Annotated in this window: 21 protein-coding genes; 11 read left to right on the top strand and 10 right to left on the bottom strand. The window is 71.1% G+C overall.

Translation table 11 applies throughout. The annotated features are described in order from the left end of the window. The first annotated feature begins 123 nt into the window (after positions 1-123). The 8 genes from ACWGST_RS16020 (at position 124) to ACWGST_RS15985 (ending at position 6356) form a co-directional block, all read left to right on the top strand. Positions 124-825 (top strand): ABC transporter ATP-binding protein, encoded by a 702-nt coding sequence (locus ACWGST_RS16020; RefSeq protein ID WP_452047664.1) that lies wholly within the window; start codon positions 124-126, stop codon positions 823-825. After that, positions 822-2138 carry an FtsX-like permease family protein gene (locus tag ACWGST_RS16015; protein WP_452047663.1) on the top strand — a complete coding sequence of 439 codons (1317 nt, stop codon included), beginning with the start codon at positions 822-824 and terminating at the stop codon, positions 2136-2138. Before ACWGST_RS16020 ends, ACWGST_RS16015 begins: the two co-directional genes overlap by 4 nt. 113 nt (positions 2139-2251) lie before the next feature. Then, entirely contained in the window at positions 2252-2593 is a 342-nt protein-coding gene (locus tag ACWGST_RS16010) for a chorismate mutase (RefSeq protein ID WP_452047662.1), read from the top strand. A 10-nt stretch (positions 2594-2603) separates the two neighbouring features. After that, positions 2604-3524, top strand: coding sequence for an SDR family NAD(P)-dependent oxidoreductase (locus ACWGST_RS16005; protein WP_452047661.1), 921 nt, complete (start codon positions 2604-2606; stop codon positions 3522-3524). Further along, positions 3521-3715: a hypothetical protein gene (locus ACWGST_RS16000; RefSeq protein ID WP_452047660.1), complete on the top strand. Its 195-nt coding sequence runs from the start codon at positions 3521-3523 to the stop codon at positions 3713-3715. Before ACWGST_RS16005 ends, ACWGST_RS16000 begins: the two co-directional genes overlap by 4 nt. A gap of 92 nt (positions 3716-3807) precedes the next feature. Next, positions 3808-5010, top strand: a complete 1203-nt coding sequence (locus ACWGST_RS15995; protein ID WP_452047659.1) for an alcohol dehydrogenase catalytic domain-containing protein — start codon at positions 3808-3810, stop codon at positions 5008-5010. Between the two features lie 50 nt (positions 5011-5060). Beyond that, on the top strand, positions 5061-5753 hold the full coding sequence (locus ACWGST_RS15990) for an endonuclease/exonuclease/phosphatase family protein (protein WP_452047658.1): 693 nt from the start codon (positions 5061-5063) through the stop codon (positions 5751-5753). Between the two features lie 57 nt (positions 5754-5810). Further along, positions 5811-6356: a hypothetical protein gene (locus tag ACWGST_RS15985; RefSeq protein WP_452047657.1), complete on the top strand. Its 546-nt coding sequence runs from the start codon at positions 5811-5813 to the stop codon at positions 6354-6356. 9 nt (positions 6357-6365) lie between these two features. On the opposite strand, the gene ACWGST_RS15980 is transcribed toward ACWGST_RS15985, so the two are convergent. The 7 genes from ACWGST_RS15980 to purL form a co-directional block, all read right to left on the bottom strand. Then, on the bottom strand, positions 6366-6683 hold the full coding sequence (locus tag ACWGST_RS15980; RefSeq protein ID WP_452047656.1) for a hypothetical protein: 318 nt from the start codon (positions 6681-6683) through the stop codon (positions 6366-6368). 93 nt (positions 6684-6776) lie between these two features. Beyond that, on the bottom strand, positions 6777-7169 hold the full coding sequence (locus ACWGST_RS15975) for a PIN domain-containing protein (protein ID WP_452047655.1): 393 nt from the start codon (positions 7167-7169) through the stop codon (positions 6777-6779). Next, positions 7166-7444, bottom strand: coding sequence for a type II toxin-antitoxin system Phd/YefM family antitoxin (locus ACWGST_RS15970; RefSeq protein ID WP_452047654.1), 279 nt, complete (start codon positions 7442-7444; stop codon positions 7166-7168). Before ACWGST_RS15970 ends, ACWGST_RS15975 begins: the two co-directional genes overlap by 4 nt. Positions 7445-7505: 61 nt before the next feature. Then, positions 7506-7733 carry a PLDc N-terminal domain-containing protein gene (locus tag ACWGST_RS15965; RefSeq protein ID WP_452047653.1) on the bottom strand — a complete coding sequence of 76 codons (228 nt, stop codon included), beginning with the start codon at positions 7731-7733 and terminating at the stop codon, positions 7506-7508. A 57-nt stretch (positions 7734-7790) separates the two neighbouring features. After that, positions 7791-8132, bottom strand: coding sequence for a hypothetical protein (locus ACWGST_RS15960; protein WP_452047652.1), 342 nt, complete (start codon positions 8130-8132; stop codon positions 7791-7793). 1 nt (position 8133) lies between these two features. Further along, the gene (locus ACWGST_RS15955; protein ID WP_452047651.1) at positions 8134-8628 is read right to left on the bottom strand and encodes an NUDIX hydrolase; all 495 of its coding nucleotides are present in this window, start codon (positions 8626-8628) and stop codon (positions 8134-8136) included. A 10-nt stretch (positions 8629-8638) separates the two neighbouring features. Then, positions 8639-10933: a phosphoribosylformylglycinamidine synthase subunit PurL gene (gene purL, locus ACWGST_RS15950; RefSeq protein WP_452047665.1), complete on the bottom strand. Its 2295-nt coding sequence runs from the start codon at positions 10931-10933 to the stop codon at positions 8639-8641. A 371-nt stretch (positions 10934-11304) separates the two neighbouring features. Here purL and ACWGST_RS15945 point away from each other — a divergent pair, with 371 nt between their 5' ends. Further along, positions 11305-12483, top strand: coding sequence for an MFS transporter (locus ACWGST_RS15945; RefSeq protein WP_452047650.1), 1179 nt, complete (start codon positions 11305-11307; stop codon positions 12481-12483). 103 nt (positions 12484-12586) lie between these two features. Here the strand turns inward: ACWGST_RS15945 and ACWGST_RS15940 are convergent, their stop codons facing one another. Next, positions 12587-13402: a shikimate 5-dehydrogenase gene (locus tag ACWGST_RS15940; RefSeq protein ID WP_452047649.1), complete on the bottom strand. Its 816-nt coding sequence runs from the start codon at positions 13400-13402 to the stop codon at positions 12587-12589. A 52-nt stretch (positions 13403-13454) separates the two neighbouring features. Further along, a complete protein-coding gene (locus tag ACWGST_RS15935) occupies positions 13455-13916 on the bottom strand; it encodes a DUF3817 domain-containing protein (RefSeq protein ID WP_452047648.1) in 462 nt (153 codons plus the stop codon). Between the two features lie 113 nt (positions 13917-14029). On the opposite strand from ACWGST_RS15935, the gene ACWGST_RS15930 reads away from it, so the two are divergent. Both ACWGST_RS15930 and ACWGST_RS15925 read left to right on the top strand, forming a co-directional pair. After that, positions 14030-14563 carry an adenine phosphoribosyltransferase gene (locus ACWGST_RS15930; protein WP_452047647.1) on the top strand — a complete coding sequence of 178 codons (534 nt, stop codon included), beginning with the start codon at positions 14030-14032 and terminating at the stop codon, positions 14561-14563. Positions 14564-14681: 118 nt separating this feature from the next. Continuing rightward, entirely contained in the window at positions 14682-14984 is a 303-nt protein-coding gene (locus tag ACWGST_RS15925; protein ID WP_452047646.1) for a hypothetical protein, read from the top strand. A gap of 26 nt (positions 14985-15010) precedes the next feature. Here the strand turns inward: ACWGST_RS15925 and ACWGST_RS15920 are convergent, their stop codons facing one another. Further along, positions 15011-15691: a DNA alkylation repair protein gene (locus ACWGST_RS15920; protein WP_452047645.1), complete on the bottom strand. Its 681-nt coding sequence runs from the start codon at positions 15689-15691 to the stop codon at positions 15011-15013. Between the last annotated feature and the right edge of the window lie 122 nt (positions 15692-15813).

Here is a 15813-nt window from a genome sequence, read left to right as displayed (position 1 = left end):
GGGATGCCGCGCCGCATCCGTCTGCCCGCACGGTGCCGTCATCCGCGAGGATGACGGCGTCGGTGCGCGAATACGGCGCGCGACCGACGCGCCGCCCGGGCCCGCCCCGGCAGGCTCGAGGGTATGAGTTCCTTCGTGATCGAGGCATCCGGCCTCAGCAAGTCGTTCGGCCAGACGCACGCCCTCGCGGGCGTCGACCTGCAGGTGCGCACCGGGGAGGCGATCGCCATCATGGGCGCCTCCGGCTCGGGCAAGACGACCCTGCTGCACTGCCTCGCGGGCATCACCCGGCCCGACGCCGGCACGGTCGGCTTCCAGTCGGGCGCGGGCCGGGTCGAGGTGACCGGGCTCAACGAGCGCGAGCGGTCGCGCCTTCGCCGCGAGGCGTACGGCTTCGTCTTCCAGCAGGGGCTGCTCATCCCCGAGCTCACGGCGGTCGAGAACGTCGCGCTCGCCCTCATGCTGAACGGCATGCCGCGTGCCCGCGCCGAGGAGTACGGCCGCGGCTGGCTCGCGGCGCTCGGCCTCGCCGGCATGGAGGACCGCCGCATCGGCCAGCTCTCGGGCGGCCAGGCGCAACGCGTCGCCATCGCGCGGGCGCAGGTGACCGGGGCATCCGTCGTCTTCGCCGACGAGCCGACCGGCGCGCTCGACTCGGCCACCTCGGCCGAGGTCATGCAGGCGCTCCTCGACTCGACCACCGGTCAGGGGCGCACCCTCGTGCTCGTCACGCATGACGCGGAGGTCGCGGGGCGATGCTCGCGCATCGTCGACATGCGCGACGGCCGCATCGTCGGCGAGCGCGTGCCCAGGGTGACCGCGTGATCGCCCGCATCGCGTGGCTGCTCGCCCGGCCCGGCACCGCCGGTGCGGCGGCGAGCCTGCTGCCCGTCACCGCCTTCGCGATCGTCACCGCACTGCTGCTCGTCGTGCTCGGCGGCGCCCAGTCGTTCTGGACGTGGACCGACGACATCGGCGTGACCTACCAGGCGCTCGCGGTCATCGCCCTCGTGCTGCTTGTGGTGCCGCTCGCCTCGCTCGGCGGTGCCGCCGCCCGCCTCTCGGCACGCCGCCGCGACGACCGGCTCGCGACCCTGCGACTGCTCGGCGCCACCCCGGCGACCGTGTCGGCGCTCGCCGTGCTCGAGTCGGTCGTGCTCGCCGCGGCCGGCGCCGTCGCGGGCGTCGTGCTGTACTTCCTCCTCGTGCCGCTCGTCGCGCTCATCCCGTTCCGCGGAGCGGCGCTCGGCATCGACGGCGTGCTGCTCGGGTTGCCCGCGCTCGCCGCGGTGTTCGGCGGCGTCGTGCTGCTCGCTGCGGCGAGCGCCGTGCTGGGCCTCCGCCAGGTCGTCATCTCGCCGCTCGGCGTGCGGACGAAGCAGGAGGCGCCGAAGCTGCACTGGCTCCGCATCGTGGTCGGCCTCGCAGTCATCGCGATCGCGTTCCTCATGATGGCGGCGCTGCAGGTGGCGGGTTCGGTGATGGTCATCCTCGCGATGCTCGGAGTCGCCTTCGGCGGCACGATCGCCGTGTTGAACCTCATCGGTCCGTGGGTGATCCGCCTCGTGGCGCAGTCGCAGGCGCGACGCGCGAAGACGCCGGCCCGACTGCTCGCGGCCCGCTCCGTACTCGAGTCGCCGAAGGCGGCCTGGCGGCAGGTCTCGGGCGTCGCGATGACGAGCTTCATGGCCGTGTTCGCGGGCACCGGCATCGCGCTGCTCGGCTCGTTCGGCGAGGCCGCCGACGCCGAGTCGATGCAGCTCTTCGCCGACATCCGCACCGGCATCCTCATCACGGTGGTCGGCTCGTTCCTCATGGTGGCCTGCTCGGTCGGCGTGAACCAGGCCGCCGGCATCCTCGACCGCGGCGAGCTGTACCGCTCGCTCGACATGCTCGGCATGCCGACGAGCATCATGGACGCCGCCCGCCGCCGCGCGGTCATGTCGCCGCTGCGCATCACCGCGATCGGTTCCGCGGTGACGGCCGCCGTCGTGATGCTGCCGCTCACGGGCGCCGCGATCATCGTCGCGCCGCTCTCGCTCGCGGTCATCGCAGGTGTGCTCGCCGCGGGCATCGGCGTCGTGTGGCTCGGGCTCCTCGCGACGAAGCCGATGCTCGCGCGGGCGGCGGCAGGCTGAACAGCGGGCTTGCCGGTCGGCCGGCAAGTCTGCCCGAACGAATCGCCGAGTCGCCCGATTCTGTCCAGGATCGGGCAACTCGAGGTGAGCGCGCGCACGGGTACGCTCGAAGCATGACTGACGGGCCCTTCGACGAACGTGATGCCGCGATGAGCGAGCTGCTCGGCATTCGATCGAGCATCGACAACATCGACGCGGCCCTCATCCACCTGCTCGCCGAGCGCTTCAAGTTCACGCAGCAGGTCGGCCGGTTGAAGGCGGCCCACGGGCTGCCGCCGAGCGACCCGGGCCGCGAGCAGCGCCAGATCGCCCGGCTTCGGGGGCTCGCGGTCGACGCGCACCTCGACCCCGCGTTCGCCGAGAAGTGGTTCAACTTCGTCGTCGCCGAGGTGATTCAGCATCACGAAGAGCTCGCCAACGGTGCGGGGGCGCCGGGCACCGCCGACGAGCTGTGAGCTCCGAGCCGTGAGCTGGTACCCGACGGCCCTGCCGTCGCAAGCGGGCAAGCGCTATCTCGTGACCGGCGCCAACGCCGGGGTCGGCTTCTTCACGGCGGCGCGGCTCGCGGGGGCGGGTGCGCACGTCGTGCTCGTCGGGCGCAGCCCAGAGCGGCTCGAAGCGGCGTTGGCGGCGATCCGCGGCGCACGCCCCGAGGCATCCATCGAACCGCTCGTCATCGACCTGGCGTCGCTCGACTCGGTGCGCGCCGGCGCCGCCCGGCTGCTGCACCGGCCGGCCTTCGACGGGGTCGTGACCAACGCGGGCATGGTGCACACGCCGGGCGCCCGCCTCGAATCACCCGACGGCAACGAACTCGTGCTCGCAACGAACGTGCTCGGCCACTTCGCCCTGCTCGCCGGGCTGCTGCCCCACCTCGCGCCCGGAGCGCGCATCGTCGCCCTCGGGTCGCTGTCGAGCCGGCTCTCGACGTTCCGCATCGACGATCTGCAACTGATGCGCGGCTACGACTTCTGGCGCGCCTACGCGCAATCGAAGATCGCCGCGCAGGTGTTCGCCTTCGAGCTCGAGCGGCGACTCAGGGCGGTGGATGCCGCGATCTCGAGCCTCGTCGCCCACCCCGGTTACTCGATCAGCGGTCGCACCCCGCGTGTGCCCGGCGTCAACGAGCCGACCGCCGGGACGCGATTCGCCGACGCGCTGCAGGGGGCGTGGGCGCAGGGCAAGCACCGCGGTGCAGAGGTCGCGCTGCACGCCCTCACGGCGCCCGACGCCCGGGGCGGCCAGTTCTGGGGCCCGCGCTGGCTCACCAAGGGAGACCCGACCCTGCAGACTCCGACGCGCATCTCGACGGATCCCGCGATCGGCGCTCGCTTCTGGGCCTTCGCCGAGGCCGCGACCGGCACGACGTTCACGGTCGGCGCATGAGCGAGCCCGCCGAGCGACCGCCGCTCTTCTCCCGGCCGAGGTTCCGGCGCATCCTCTCGCGCATCGTGGTCGTCGTCGGCATCGTGCTCGCCGTGATCGGCGTCGTCTCGGGCCGCTACGGCTGGCTCTTCGCCGGCATCATCGTGGTGGGGCTCGGCGCGGCGGCGGGGCCCGGGCGCATCCGGCGCTGAGGCCGCACAACCGGGATTCGATCGCGATCGGTTCACCTGCCGGCCACCCCGCCGCCGCCCGGCGTTGGCGGCCGCTGCATAACCTGAACCGCATGATGCACACCGTCGCGCACGTCGGCGAACTCGATGTCATCGTCACCCCGTCACCGGTGGCGATGGTCTGGTCCGAGCCGGGTCGCCCGCACGAGGCGCTCGCGGCGCCCGGAGTGCGACTCGCGCCGGGGGACGCGCTCGTCGAGGTCGAGCTCGCGACGGTCTGCGGCGACGACGTGCACACCGTGCTCGGGCGCCGCCCGGCCCGAGCGCCGCTCGTGCTCGGCCACGAGCAGGTCGGCCGCATCGTCGCCGTGGGCGCCGGTGCGGTGCGGGCCGACGGCACGCCGCTCGAACTCGGCGACCGCGTCGTCTGGTCGGTCGCGGTTAGTTGCGGCGACTGCGACCGCTGCCGTCGGGGGCTCACGCAGCAGTGCCGCTCGCTCGCGCAGTACGGGCACGAGCGCGTGCATCGCGGCTGGGAGCTGTCGGGCGGATTCGCGACCCACGTGCAATTGCGGGCGGGCACCGCGACGGTGCGCGTCAGCGAGGCGCTGCCCGCGGCCGTCGCGGCCCCGGCGTCGTGCGCGACGGCCACCGCGGTCGCCGCCCTCGACGCCGCCGCCGCGAAGGTCGATCTCGACGGCGCCCTCGTGCTCGTCACGGGAGCCGGCCCGGTCGGTCTCAGCGTCGCGGCGATGGCCGTCGAGGCGGGCGCCGAGGTCGTCGTCGCCGATCCGGATGCCTCGCGGCGGGCGTTCGCCCACCGGCTCGGCGCCGCCACAGCCGACCCGACGGCCCGCGGCAGCTCGCCCGAGCGCCTCGCCGCCGTGCTCGCCGGCCTCGCCGAGCGAGGCCTCGACGAGGTGCTCGTGGCGATCGAGGCATCCGGAACCGCAGCGGCGGTGCGCACCGTGCTCGACGTCGTGGGCGTCGGCGGCGTCGTCGTGCTCGTCGGCGGCTCGCCTGGCAGCGCCTCGCCCGGCGGCGGCTCGCCCGGCAACCCCTCGCCCCTCGGTGAGGTGACTCTCGACCCCGAGACCATCGCCCGGCGCCTCGTCACCGTCGTCGGCGTGCACGACTCCACCGCGCGGCACCTCGAGCGCGCGGTCGCGTTCCTCGAGCGCGCGTGGCCACTGCTGCCTTTCGATGAATTCGTCGGCGCGACGCATCCGCTCGCCGAACTCGACCTGGCGCTCGAGGAGGCCGCGACGGCACGGCATGTGCGCGTGGGAGTCGCGCCCGGACGCAGGCCGATGTGATCTGCGATTCAGGGCTGGTTGAAAGCCGGAAGTCGTAGGCTAATCGAATCATGCGCGTCATCAGTTACAACCTTCGCAAGCACCGCGCGAGCGGCGAACTCGTCGGGCTCGTCGAGCGTCATGCGCCCGACATCCTGTGCCTGCAGGAGTGCGACACGCAAGACCTGCCGCAGCAGATCCACGACCTGCAGCTCGCCGACGCGACCCAGCGCAACCGCCTCGGACTCGCGCTCTACTACCGAGCCGACCGTTTCGATGCGCGGAGAATCCAGTCGTTCGCACTCAAGAAGTCGCTGCACGACCGGCTGCTGCAGCCCGCGCACGAGAGGCTCATCGGCGTGCGCCTCTACGACACCGAGGCGCAGCGCGAGATCATCGTCGCCTCGTTCCATGCGGCGCCGCTGACGGCGTTGAACTCGCTGCGACGCCACCAGATCAAGTCGGCGCTCGGTGAACTGCAGTTCCTCGGCCCCGGCCTGCCGACCCTCATGGTCGGCGACTACAACTACCCCATTTTCAAAGAGAACCTCGGCGAGAAGGTGCGCGACTCGGGCTACGACCTGACCCTCAGCGACAAGCGCACCTACACGCGCTACAAGTTCTTCCGCGGGCACTTCGACCTCGCGACCTCGGTCGGCCTCGACATCGCGGTCGTCGAGACGCTCGCGCGCGGGTCGTCCGACCACATGCCGATCCTGGTCGACGCCGACTACAGCGTGCCGGTGCCGGCGAGCGCCGCGTGATCGGGTGCGCGGTCGTTGTCGCGGTCGCCCGGCGGTCGCGGTGAGCAGGCGAATTCGATGACGGATGCCGCGGGGCCCGCGTCGCCCGAGCCGTCGGTCGCTTCAGCACTCGTCGTGGCGGCCGCGGCTGTCGCGGCGGAGCTCGGCCGGCACGGCGCGCGCGACGAGGCGCTCGCCGAGTACGTACCCGAGCGGCGCACGCTCGGCATCCCACGTGCGGCACGGATGACACCGCTCGGGCGGGTCTGGCGGCTCGGCGTGCTGCTCGTCGACGCCCAGGGGCGACTCTTCGCGACCGGTCGCGTCGTGCGAGCCGAACGCCCGGTCAGGCGAAGCACCCCCGCCGCGGCGATCGCCGAGCAGCGGGCCTTCGCCGTCGCTGCGGTGAAGGGCGGCTTTGCCGAGGGCGAGACGGTGAACTTCGGTGCGGCGCCGGTCGATCCTGCCGAGCTCGCGCGAGCCGCGGCATCCGGACCACTCGTGGTGGTCGGCGACGACCTGTTCGTGCGCTGGAACCCGGCCCAGCCCGACGCGCTCACGCCGCTGGGCCGCTACCTCGCCGACCGGGTCGAGCTGCTCGCGAACCCGCCGTCGGGCGCCTGAGTCGAGGCGTCAGAACAACGGGGTCGGCTGGAACAGCATGAAGATCGTCCACCCGCAGGCGATGACGATGAGCGCCAGAGCGATCCACCAGGCGAAGACCGGCGGCTCCGACACGAGGTTCCAGATCAGGAAGCCGAGCTGCAGGAGGCCGACCACCGAGGTGATCACCGTCGAGACCACGGCCGGCTCGAACGTCGCGTGGTGCATCGTCGTAGTGCCGTCGTCCAACTGGTACGACAACTGGATCGCCGACGCCGAGAGCAGGATCGCGACGACCGCGAACAGCACGAGAAAGATGGCGAAGACGATGCGCTGGGAGCGTTCCATGGGCTCAATGATGGCAGCTGCCCGCGGTCGGGTTCTCGAGCCGTCCTGCTGCGCGGCCCGCTCGCGTTCGCCAGGGTGCGCGAGCCGCGTTCGTCAGGCGGCCGGCCCCGGGTCGATGATCTGCACCAGGTGCGCGACCCGTGCGAAGTCGTCGACGTTGCGGGTCAGCAACGGAACTCCGAGTGCGTGGGCCTGGGCGGCGATGAAGGTGTCCGTCTTCCGGGCGCGCCCGGTGGCACCGTCGCGATGCATCGCCGCGGCGAGGTAGCCATATGCTCGAGACGCTGCGTCATCGAACGGGATCCAGTCGACCAGCTTGTCGAGTGCTGCGAGGTATTCCGCTCGCGCCAACGCGATCGCGTCGGTGCGCGCGATCCGAATGCCGAACTCGAGTTTGGCTCGGCTCAAGATGCTCGCGCCGAGCATGTCCGTGAGCAACTCGTCGCGGGGGAGATCGATCAGGGCATTCGTGTCGAGGAGGATCACTCCGCCTGCTCCCATGGGTCGCGGAGCGGCTCGGAATCGCGGAGCGCGTCGAGGTCGCGAAGGAACTCGTCGATGTCGCCGCGGGTCGGCTTGGGGAGTGCGCCACGAAGCACGTTGGCGGGCACCCACCGTTGGGGTCCTGGACGGTCGGGCACGAGTTTCACCCCGACACTGCGGCCGTGCGAGGTGATGACGTGCTCCTCCCCGGATGCGAGAACACGCTGGTACACCTCGTTGGGGTTCTGCTTGAGCTCACGGGACGTGACCGTGTGCATGCCTTCAGCTTCTCAGAGATGTAGACGCACGTCTACAGACTGCGCACAGCCAGTTCGTCGACTACCGGAGGTCGCGGCTGATGCGAATCCCGAAGGGGTGGGGCCCGGCGGCGAACCACACGATGGAGCCGATGAGCGGGAAGCAGATCACCGCGATCACCCACACCCAGCGCTCGAGTTCGTTCAACTCGTCGGTCCGGAGGATCCGTGACACGACCCAGACGATGAGGACGAGGTAGCCGACACCGACGACGATCGCGAGGAGATTCCAGCCGAGCATGCCGTCCATCGTCCGCTCCGTTCGTCTTCGCCGGTCGGGCTCGTGCCCCCGGTCAGTGCCAACAGGCTATCGCCATGCACGCGGCATCCGCTCGCCCTCACGCCAGAATGGGTGCACGGCGGCAGGGGAGGGCGCATGAGGTGGTACCGATCGGATGCCGCGCTCCGAGCCCTGCGACTCCTGCTCCTGAATGCACTCGATGATCGAGTCCTGGAGCCCCCGCTGCCCGGTGTGCAGCTCCTGGTACTTCTCCCCGGCGCTCATGAGCGGCCCGAGTGCATGCCGCAGACGCGAGCGCGTGCTACGCGGGGCGCGGACCCAGCGCACGACGATGCCGACGACGATCGCGATCGCGAGCAGCGCGATCGGCACCCACACGAGGGCGAGCGGCGACGACTCGGGAGCCACTTCAGAACCCGTATGGCGTGATCGGGTCGAGGTGGCCGTCGCGCAGCGCCTCGAGCACGGCGAGCTCGTGGGGTACGACCGGGTCGGGCAGGGCGCCCAGCGGGAACCAGGCGAGCTCGGCGGCCTTGTCCTCCATGAGCCGGGGTTCGCCGCGCCACTCGGTCGCGCTGAAGAACACGTCGATGCGCTCCTCGATCGCCCGGTGCGGCGCGCCGCCCGTGCGGTGCATGACGGTCAGCACTGTGAGCGCCGACTCGTCGAGGTCGACCCCGAGCTCCTCGCCGGCCTCGCGCACGGCGGCGGCGAGCAGGGATTCGCCCTGCTCGACATGGCCTGCCGCGCCGCATGCCCAGTGCTCGTCGAAGTAGCCCGTGCCGCGGCGCAACTGCAGCAGCACCTCGTCGCCGCGCTGGAGCACGACGTACGCCGCAGGAATGACGGCGAAGCGACCGTGCGAGGCCGCGTAGGCCTCGGTGTAGTGCTGCTGCTCGACCACCGTGCTGAGGTCAGTACCCGACGACCGGGCCGAACGCGTCGGCGAGCGGTGCGCGGTTGACGGAGCGCAGTTCGTCGATCGAGACCGTGAAGAGTCCCTGCACTTCGAGGGCACCGGATGTCGCGTCGGTCACGCCGATGCGACGCACCGGGTAATCGCGCCCCTCGCAGAGGCCGCGGAACTTCACGTCGTCTTCACGCGGCACCGTCACGATGACCCGGCCGGTCGACTCTGAGAAGAGCGCGGTCGCGAGGTCGATGCCGGCGTCGCCGGCGACCTCGTCGAGCACGACACGGGCGCCGACGCCGAAGCGGCCGACCGCCTCGGCGAGGGCGATCGCGAGGCCGCCGTCGGAGAGGTCGTGCGCCGAGTCGACGAGCCCTTCGATCGCCGCGGCGTTGAGCAGCTCGGCGAGGCGCTTCTCGCCCGCGAGGTCGACCGCCGGCGGTCGACCGCCGAGGTGGCCGTGCACGACACCGGCCCACGCGGAGCCATCGAGCTCGAGCGCGGTGTCGCCGAGGAGGTAGATGTTGTGGCCGTCGTCCTGCCAGCCCGAGGGGATGCGACGGGCGACGTCGTCGATCACGCCGAGCACGGCGATGACCGGGGTCGGGTGGATGGGAACGTCGCCGGTCTGGTTGTAGAACGAGACGTTGCCGCCCGTGACCGGGATGCCGAGCTCGAGGCATCCATCGCTCAGGCCTTCGACGGTCTCTGAGAACTGCCACATGACCTCGGGGTTCTCGGGGGAGCCGAAGTTCAGGCAGTCGGAGACCGCGGCCGGCACCGCACCCGAGACGGCGACGTTGCGGTACGCCTCGGCGAGCGCGAGCTTCGCGCCCTGACGCGGGTCGAGCTGCGAGTAGCGGCCGTTCGCGTCGGTCGCGAGCGCGACGCCGAGACCCGACTCCTCGTCGACGCGCACCATGCCGGCGTCGTCGGGGTAGCTGAGCGCCGTGTTGCCGAGCACGTACTTGTCGTACTGGTTCGTGACCCACGCGGCGTCGGCCTGGTTCGCCGAGCCGACGAGCTGCAGGAACTGCACGCGGATCTCTTCGGGCGTCGCGGGGCGGTCGAGCTTCGCGGCCGTGTCGGCCTGCAGCGCGTCGATCCAAGTGGGGTAGGCGACGGGGCGCTCGTAGACCGGGCCGTCGACGGCGACGGTGCGCGGGTCGACGTTCACGATCTCCTGGCCGTGCCACATGATCGAGAGGCGACCGGTGTCGGTGACTTCGCCGAGCACGCTCGTCTCGACGTCCCACTTCGCAACCACCTCGAGGAAGCCGTCGAGCTTCTCGGGGCGCACGATCGCCATCATGCGCTCCTGGCTCTCGCTCATCAGGATCTCTTCGGGCGTGAGCGTCGGGTCGCGCAGCAGCACGTCGTCGAGCACGATCGCCATGCCGCCGTCGCCGTTCGACGCGAGCTCGGAGGTCGCGCACGAGATGCCGGCCGCGCCGAGGTCTTGGATGCCCTCGACGAGGTCGCCGGCGAAGAGCTCGAGGCAGCACTCGATGAGCACCTTCTCGGCGAAGGGGTCGCCGACCTGCACCGCGGGCCGCTTGGTCGGGCCGCCCTCGTCGAAGCTGTCGGAGGCGAGGATCGACGCGCCGCCGATGCCGTCGCCGCCCGTGCGAGCGCCGAAGAGCACGACCTTGTTGCCGGCGCCCTTCGCGTTCGCGAGGTGCAGGTCTTCGTGGCGCATGACGCCGACCGCGAGGGCGTTCACGAGCGGGTTCGCCTGGTACACCGGGTCGAACCAGGTCTCGCCGCCGATGTTCGGCAGGCCGAGGCAGTTGCCGTAGAAGCTGATGCCGCTCACCACGCCGTGCACGACGCGGGCGGTGTCGGGGTGGTCGATGGCGCCGAAGCGCAGCGCGTCCATGACGGCGACGGGGCGTGCGCCCATCGAGATGATGTCGCGCACGATGCCGCCGACGCCGGTCGCGGCGCCCTGGAACGGCTCGATGTAGCTCGGGTGGTTGTGGCTCTCGATCTTGAACGTGACCGCCCAGCCCTCGCCGACGTCGATGACGCCCGCGTTCTCGCCCATGCCCACCATGAGGTTCTTCTTCATCTCGGGCGTGACCTTCTTGCCGAACTGGCGAAGGTAGATCTTCGACGACTTGTACGAGCAGTGCTCGCTCCACATGACCGAGTACATCGCGAGCTCCGCGCTCGTGGGGCGGCGGCCGAGGATGTTGCGGATGCGCTCGTACTCGTCGGGCTTCAGGCCCAGCGCGGCGTACGGCTGCTCCTTCTCGGGAGTGGTGGCCGCGACCTCGACGGTGTCGAGCACCGCCATCGCGGCGACCCCCGAGCCGGTCGAGGGGGCAGCGGCGGTCCCTGAGCTTGTCGAAGGGGCGGGTGCTTCAGTGGTCACGAGTGGCGGGCTCCAGAGAACGGCGGCGAGCGGATGCCGCGGGGCGAATGCCTGACCCTGCAAGTGTACCGGCCGTGCTCAGGTGAGCAGGCCGTGCCGACGTCGGCCACGCGGCATCCTGAACTCTCAGGCACCGAACCGGTAGACTCGGTGACGGTCGTCGCGTCCCGACGGCCCTGGGCGCGCACATCGGCGCGCAGTCCTCGTGGCCGTTCGCGCAATCGCGGAGCCCCGCCTGCGCCGCACGAGTGACATTCGTCCAGGCGATTCACATGACCTCTTCGATTCCTACGGTGCATCCTGCACCCCCCTTCCCGTGGCTCGGCCTCATCGTGCTCGCCGCCGCGGTGTTCCTCTCGGTCACGATCGAGATGCTGCCGACCGGCCTGCTGCCCGACATGAGCCGCGACCTCGGCGTCGGCGAACCCCTCGTGGGCCTGCTCCTGACCGTGTTCGCCGCGACCGTCGTGGTGCTCACGGTGCCGCTCGCGAGCCTCACCAAGCGGATGCCGCGGCGCACGCTCATCGTCATCACCCTCGCCGTGCTCGCGGTCAGCTGCGTGCTCACTGCGATCGCGCCCAACTATCCGACCGTGGTGGCCACGCGCATCCTCGGCGGCGCGGCGCACGGTGTGTTCTGGTCGGTCGTCGGCGCGTACGCCGGGCACCTCGTGCCGAAGGAGCAGCTCGCACGCGCCGTGTCGATCTCGGTCGCGGGCGGCTCGGCGGCGTTCGTGCTCGGCGTGCCGCTCAGCACGGCGCTCGGGCAGGCGTTCGGCTGGCGGTTCGCGTTCGCGGCGATGGGCGTGCTGACCCTGCTCGGCGCGCTGCTCGTGTGGCGGTTCCTGCCGCCGGTTCGCCACCATGCCGGCGAAGCGGGTGCCGCGCCGGTTCGCGTGCGCAAGGACCCGACCTTCGTGCCCGTCATCGTCGTCTGCCTCATCACCGCGACCGCGATGGTCGGCATGTACAGCTTCTACACCTACGTCGCGCCGTACCTGACCGACGTCATGGGCCTGCCGGCGAGCGCGATCAGCCCGATGCTGCTCGCCTACGGCATCGCGGGCGCGGTCGGCCTGGTGCTCGCGGGCGCCGTGCTCGGGCGTCGCCCGACGGTCGGGCTCGTGGTCGCGATGGTCGGCACCGCCCTCGGCACGGTCGGGCTCGCCCTGTTCCCCCAGGTGCCCGTGGCCGGCATCGCGAGCTTCCTGTTCTTCGGCACGGCGTTCGGCGCCTTGCCGACGATGCTCAACACCCGGCTGCTGCACTCGGCGTCGGCGCGCATCCGCGACGCCGCCGCGTCGTTCTACACGACGGCCTTCAACACCGGCATCGGCGGCGGTGCGCTCGTCGGCGCAGCGCTCTACGGCGTGATCGGCCTCGCGGCATTGCCGTGGGTGCTCGTCGGGCTCTTCGCGTGCGCGACGACGGCGCTCGTCTGGACGTCGCTCGTCAACCGCGTGCGCCGCTGACGCCGGCCGGTGGTCGAGTAGCGACGAAGGAGCGTATCGAGACAGGTCGCGGGGTCTCGATACGCGTGCTCCTTCGTCGCGCGCTACTCGACCAACGAGGGCGCTACTCGGCGCGCGAGAAGGCGGCGGCGCGCTCGATCTGGTCGCGCGTGAGCGCCACCCCGGTGTAGCGCTCGAACTGGGCGGCGGCCTGCATCGCGTGCACCTCGGCACCGCTGATGACGAGCTTGCCAGCGGCCCGCGCGGCCAGCACGAGGGGCGTCTCGGCCGGGAACGCCACGACATCGAAGACGACGGATGCCGCGGCGACCTGCTCGTCCGAGAACGCGAGCGCCGCGGCATCCGCCCCCTGCATGCCGAGCGGCGTGACGTTCACGATGACGTCGGCGCCCGGTTCGGGGTCGTCGGCCGTCCACGCGTAGCCGTACTGCGCTGCGAGCGCGGGCCCGAGCGCGGCGTTGCGCGCGACGATCACCACGTCGGAGAAGCCCGCGCCCCGGAACGCCGCGACGACGGCCTTCGCCATGCCGCCCGAACCGCGCACGAGCACCGACTGCGCGGGGTCGAGCGCGTTCTCGGCGATGAGCTCTGCGATCGCCTCGTAGTCGGTGTTCGACGCGGTGAGCACGCCGCCGTCGTTCACGATCGTGTTGACCGATTCGATCGCCGCGGCCGAGGGCTCGACGATGTCGACGAGGGGGATGACGGCTTCTTTGAACGGCATCGACACGGAGCAGCCGCGGATGCCGAGCGCCCGGATGCCGCGCACCGCACCCTCGATGTCGTCGGTCGTGAACGCCTTGTAGACGAAGTTCAGCCCGAGCTCGTCGTAGAGGAAGTTGTGGAACCGGGTGCCGAGGTTCGACGGCCGGCCCGCGAGCGAGATGCAGACCGACATGTCCTTGTTGAGGATGGGCATGTCACCATTCTGCGCTCCCGCGGCCGGGTCGGGCCTCGCGGCCGCGGCTGGATCAGGCTTCGCGGCCGCCGGGCGGGCCGATCACGAGCAGCGTCGCGAAGACGACGGCGATGCCGACGACCGCGAGCGAGATGAGCAGCACGGGGCGCGCGAGGAACCAGCGCAGCAGCCCGTTGACCCAGTTCGAGTCGGCCGGGTGGTCGGTCTTCTCACGGCGCCAGTCGCCCTCGAGGTGGCCCTTGCGCACGAGCCACAGCTCGAACGGGATGGTCGCGTAGGGGACGATCGCGGTGAGCACGGCGAACGCGATGCGGCCGACGTTCCAGCGCTGGTTGACGCCGATGATGACGGCCGTGAGCGCGTACGAGAGGAACACGAAACCATGGATCGACCCGCCGACCAGCACCGCCCACTCGACGCCCGCAGCGTACTTGAGGATCATCGCGACGATCAGGATCGTCCATGTGACGGCCTCGGCGAAGGCGAGGGCGCGATAGAGGCGTTTCGGTGACACTGAAGACTCCAGAGTTCGGGGGATGCTTCCATCTTCGCAGTCGACGCTGGGCGGAGGCATCGAACGAATGATTGATTCGCGGGTGGCGGGCACCGCCGCGATAGCCTTGCTCGGTGACCGAGCAGTCTGCACGCGAGCTCGTCTCGAGCCTCATCGCGTCGATCCCCGATTTCCCCGAACCCGGCGTGACGTTCCGCGACCTGACCCCGGTGTTCGCGAGCGGCCCCGCGCTGCACGCGCTCGGCACGGCGCTGACCGAGCCGTTCGCCGGCCGGTTCGACGACATCGGCGGGGTCGAGGCGCGCGGGTTCCTCATCGCGGGCGCCGCCTCGGCGATCTGCGGCGCCGGAGTGCTCACGATCCGCAAGGCCGGCAAGCTGCCGCGCGCCGTGCTTCGCGAGGACTACGCCCTCGAGTACGGCACCGCCGCGCTCGAGGTGCACGAGGGCGAGCTGCCGCCCGGTTCCCGCGTGCTCATCGTCGACGACGTGCTCGCCACGGGCGGCACGGTCGGAGCCGCCGCGCGCCTCGTCGAGCGCGCCGGCTGGCAGGTCGCCGGCATCTCGGTCGCGCTCGAGCTCGAGGGCCTCGGCGGCCGCGCAGCGCTCGGCGACCGCTACGAGATCTTCTCGCTGCTGCAATACTGAGTCCGGTGCGACAACCGAGCGGATGCCGCGTGGCGCGGGCTCGCGTGATAGCCGTGTTCATCGCGGGCATTCCTTGATAACGTTCAGCACCGAACGAGGAGGTCCGATGCGAGAGAGCATGCCGAAGCGAACCCTGTGGTGGGGCATCGGCCTGACGGTCGTCGGGGGCGTGTTGGCCACCTATGTGCAGCCCGGGCTCTTCTCGAGCGCCTGGCTCAACGCCGAACCCGGGCAGACCGTGCTGTACTTCTGGCTGCTCGCCCTCGACCTGCTGAACTCCATCGTGCTGCCGCTCGGCACGGCGCTCATCGCGGCATCCCTCGTCATGTTCTACCTCGGTGGCCGCATGCGGCCGGCCGAGGCCGAGCGGCCGAAGCGCTGGGTGCTGCCCGAGCCCCTCGAACGCCGCTCCGACCGTTAGCCGCCCGTCGGTCAATCGCCCGTCGGTCAGTCGCCCGTCTGGCGCCGCACGATCTCGTTGATCCAGATGGGGGCGAACGGCGAGGTGCAGTTCGGCGGAGTCGGGTAGTCCTTCAGCACCTCGAGGCGCTCGCCGATCTCGAGCGCGCGGGCGCGGTACTCGGGGTGATGGATGCCGATGTTCGCGAGCGTCTCGTTCATGGCCCACTGCAGGCGGTCGGGCGCCTGCTTCATGTGCACCTCGATGAGGTCGAGCAGCCCGGGCAGGTCGAGCCCATCGGGCGACTTCGCGACCCGGGCGGTCGTCAGCGCCCACCCGGCGCTCGCGACGACGGGGTCGGCGTCGTCGAACCAGGCGAGGCGCAGCTCTTCGACGTGCGGGCTCTTCTTGACGATGTAGTTGACGAGCCAGTCGTGCACCTTGGGCACGCGGGCCTCGCGGAGCATGGCGTCGAGCTCGGCCGCGCTGTACTGCTTCGGGCGGCTGATGAGCAGCGCCACGAGGCGGGCCGGGGTGTCGCCCGTCGACCACAGTTCGCGGGCGAGTTCGGGCTGCGTGCCGACCCGCTTCGCGACGGCGCGGAGCTTCGTGAGGTTCACGCCGTGGTCGTCGCCGTGGCGTTCGTTGACCGCCCGCACCTTCGGGTCTTCGAGGGCGGCGAGGTCGGCCATGACCGTGCCGACGGTGGCTTCGGCCGCAGCGCTCATCGTCGTGCCCCGTCGAGCGCGATCAGGTATGCGGCGAACGGGGAGAGGGTGGTCATCACTCCATCATCGCGGTCGTCGCCGACGCAGGCGAGCGGATGCCTCGTGCTCACCGCAGCACGAGG

This window comes from Agromyces sp. NPDC055520, assembly GCF_053619715.1.
The sequence above is the reverse complement of the archived record's forward strand: the minus strand, read 5'-3'. Positions and strand labels throughout refer to the sequence as shown.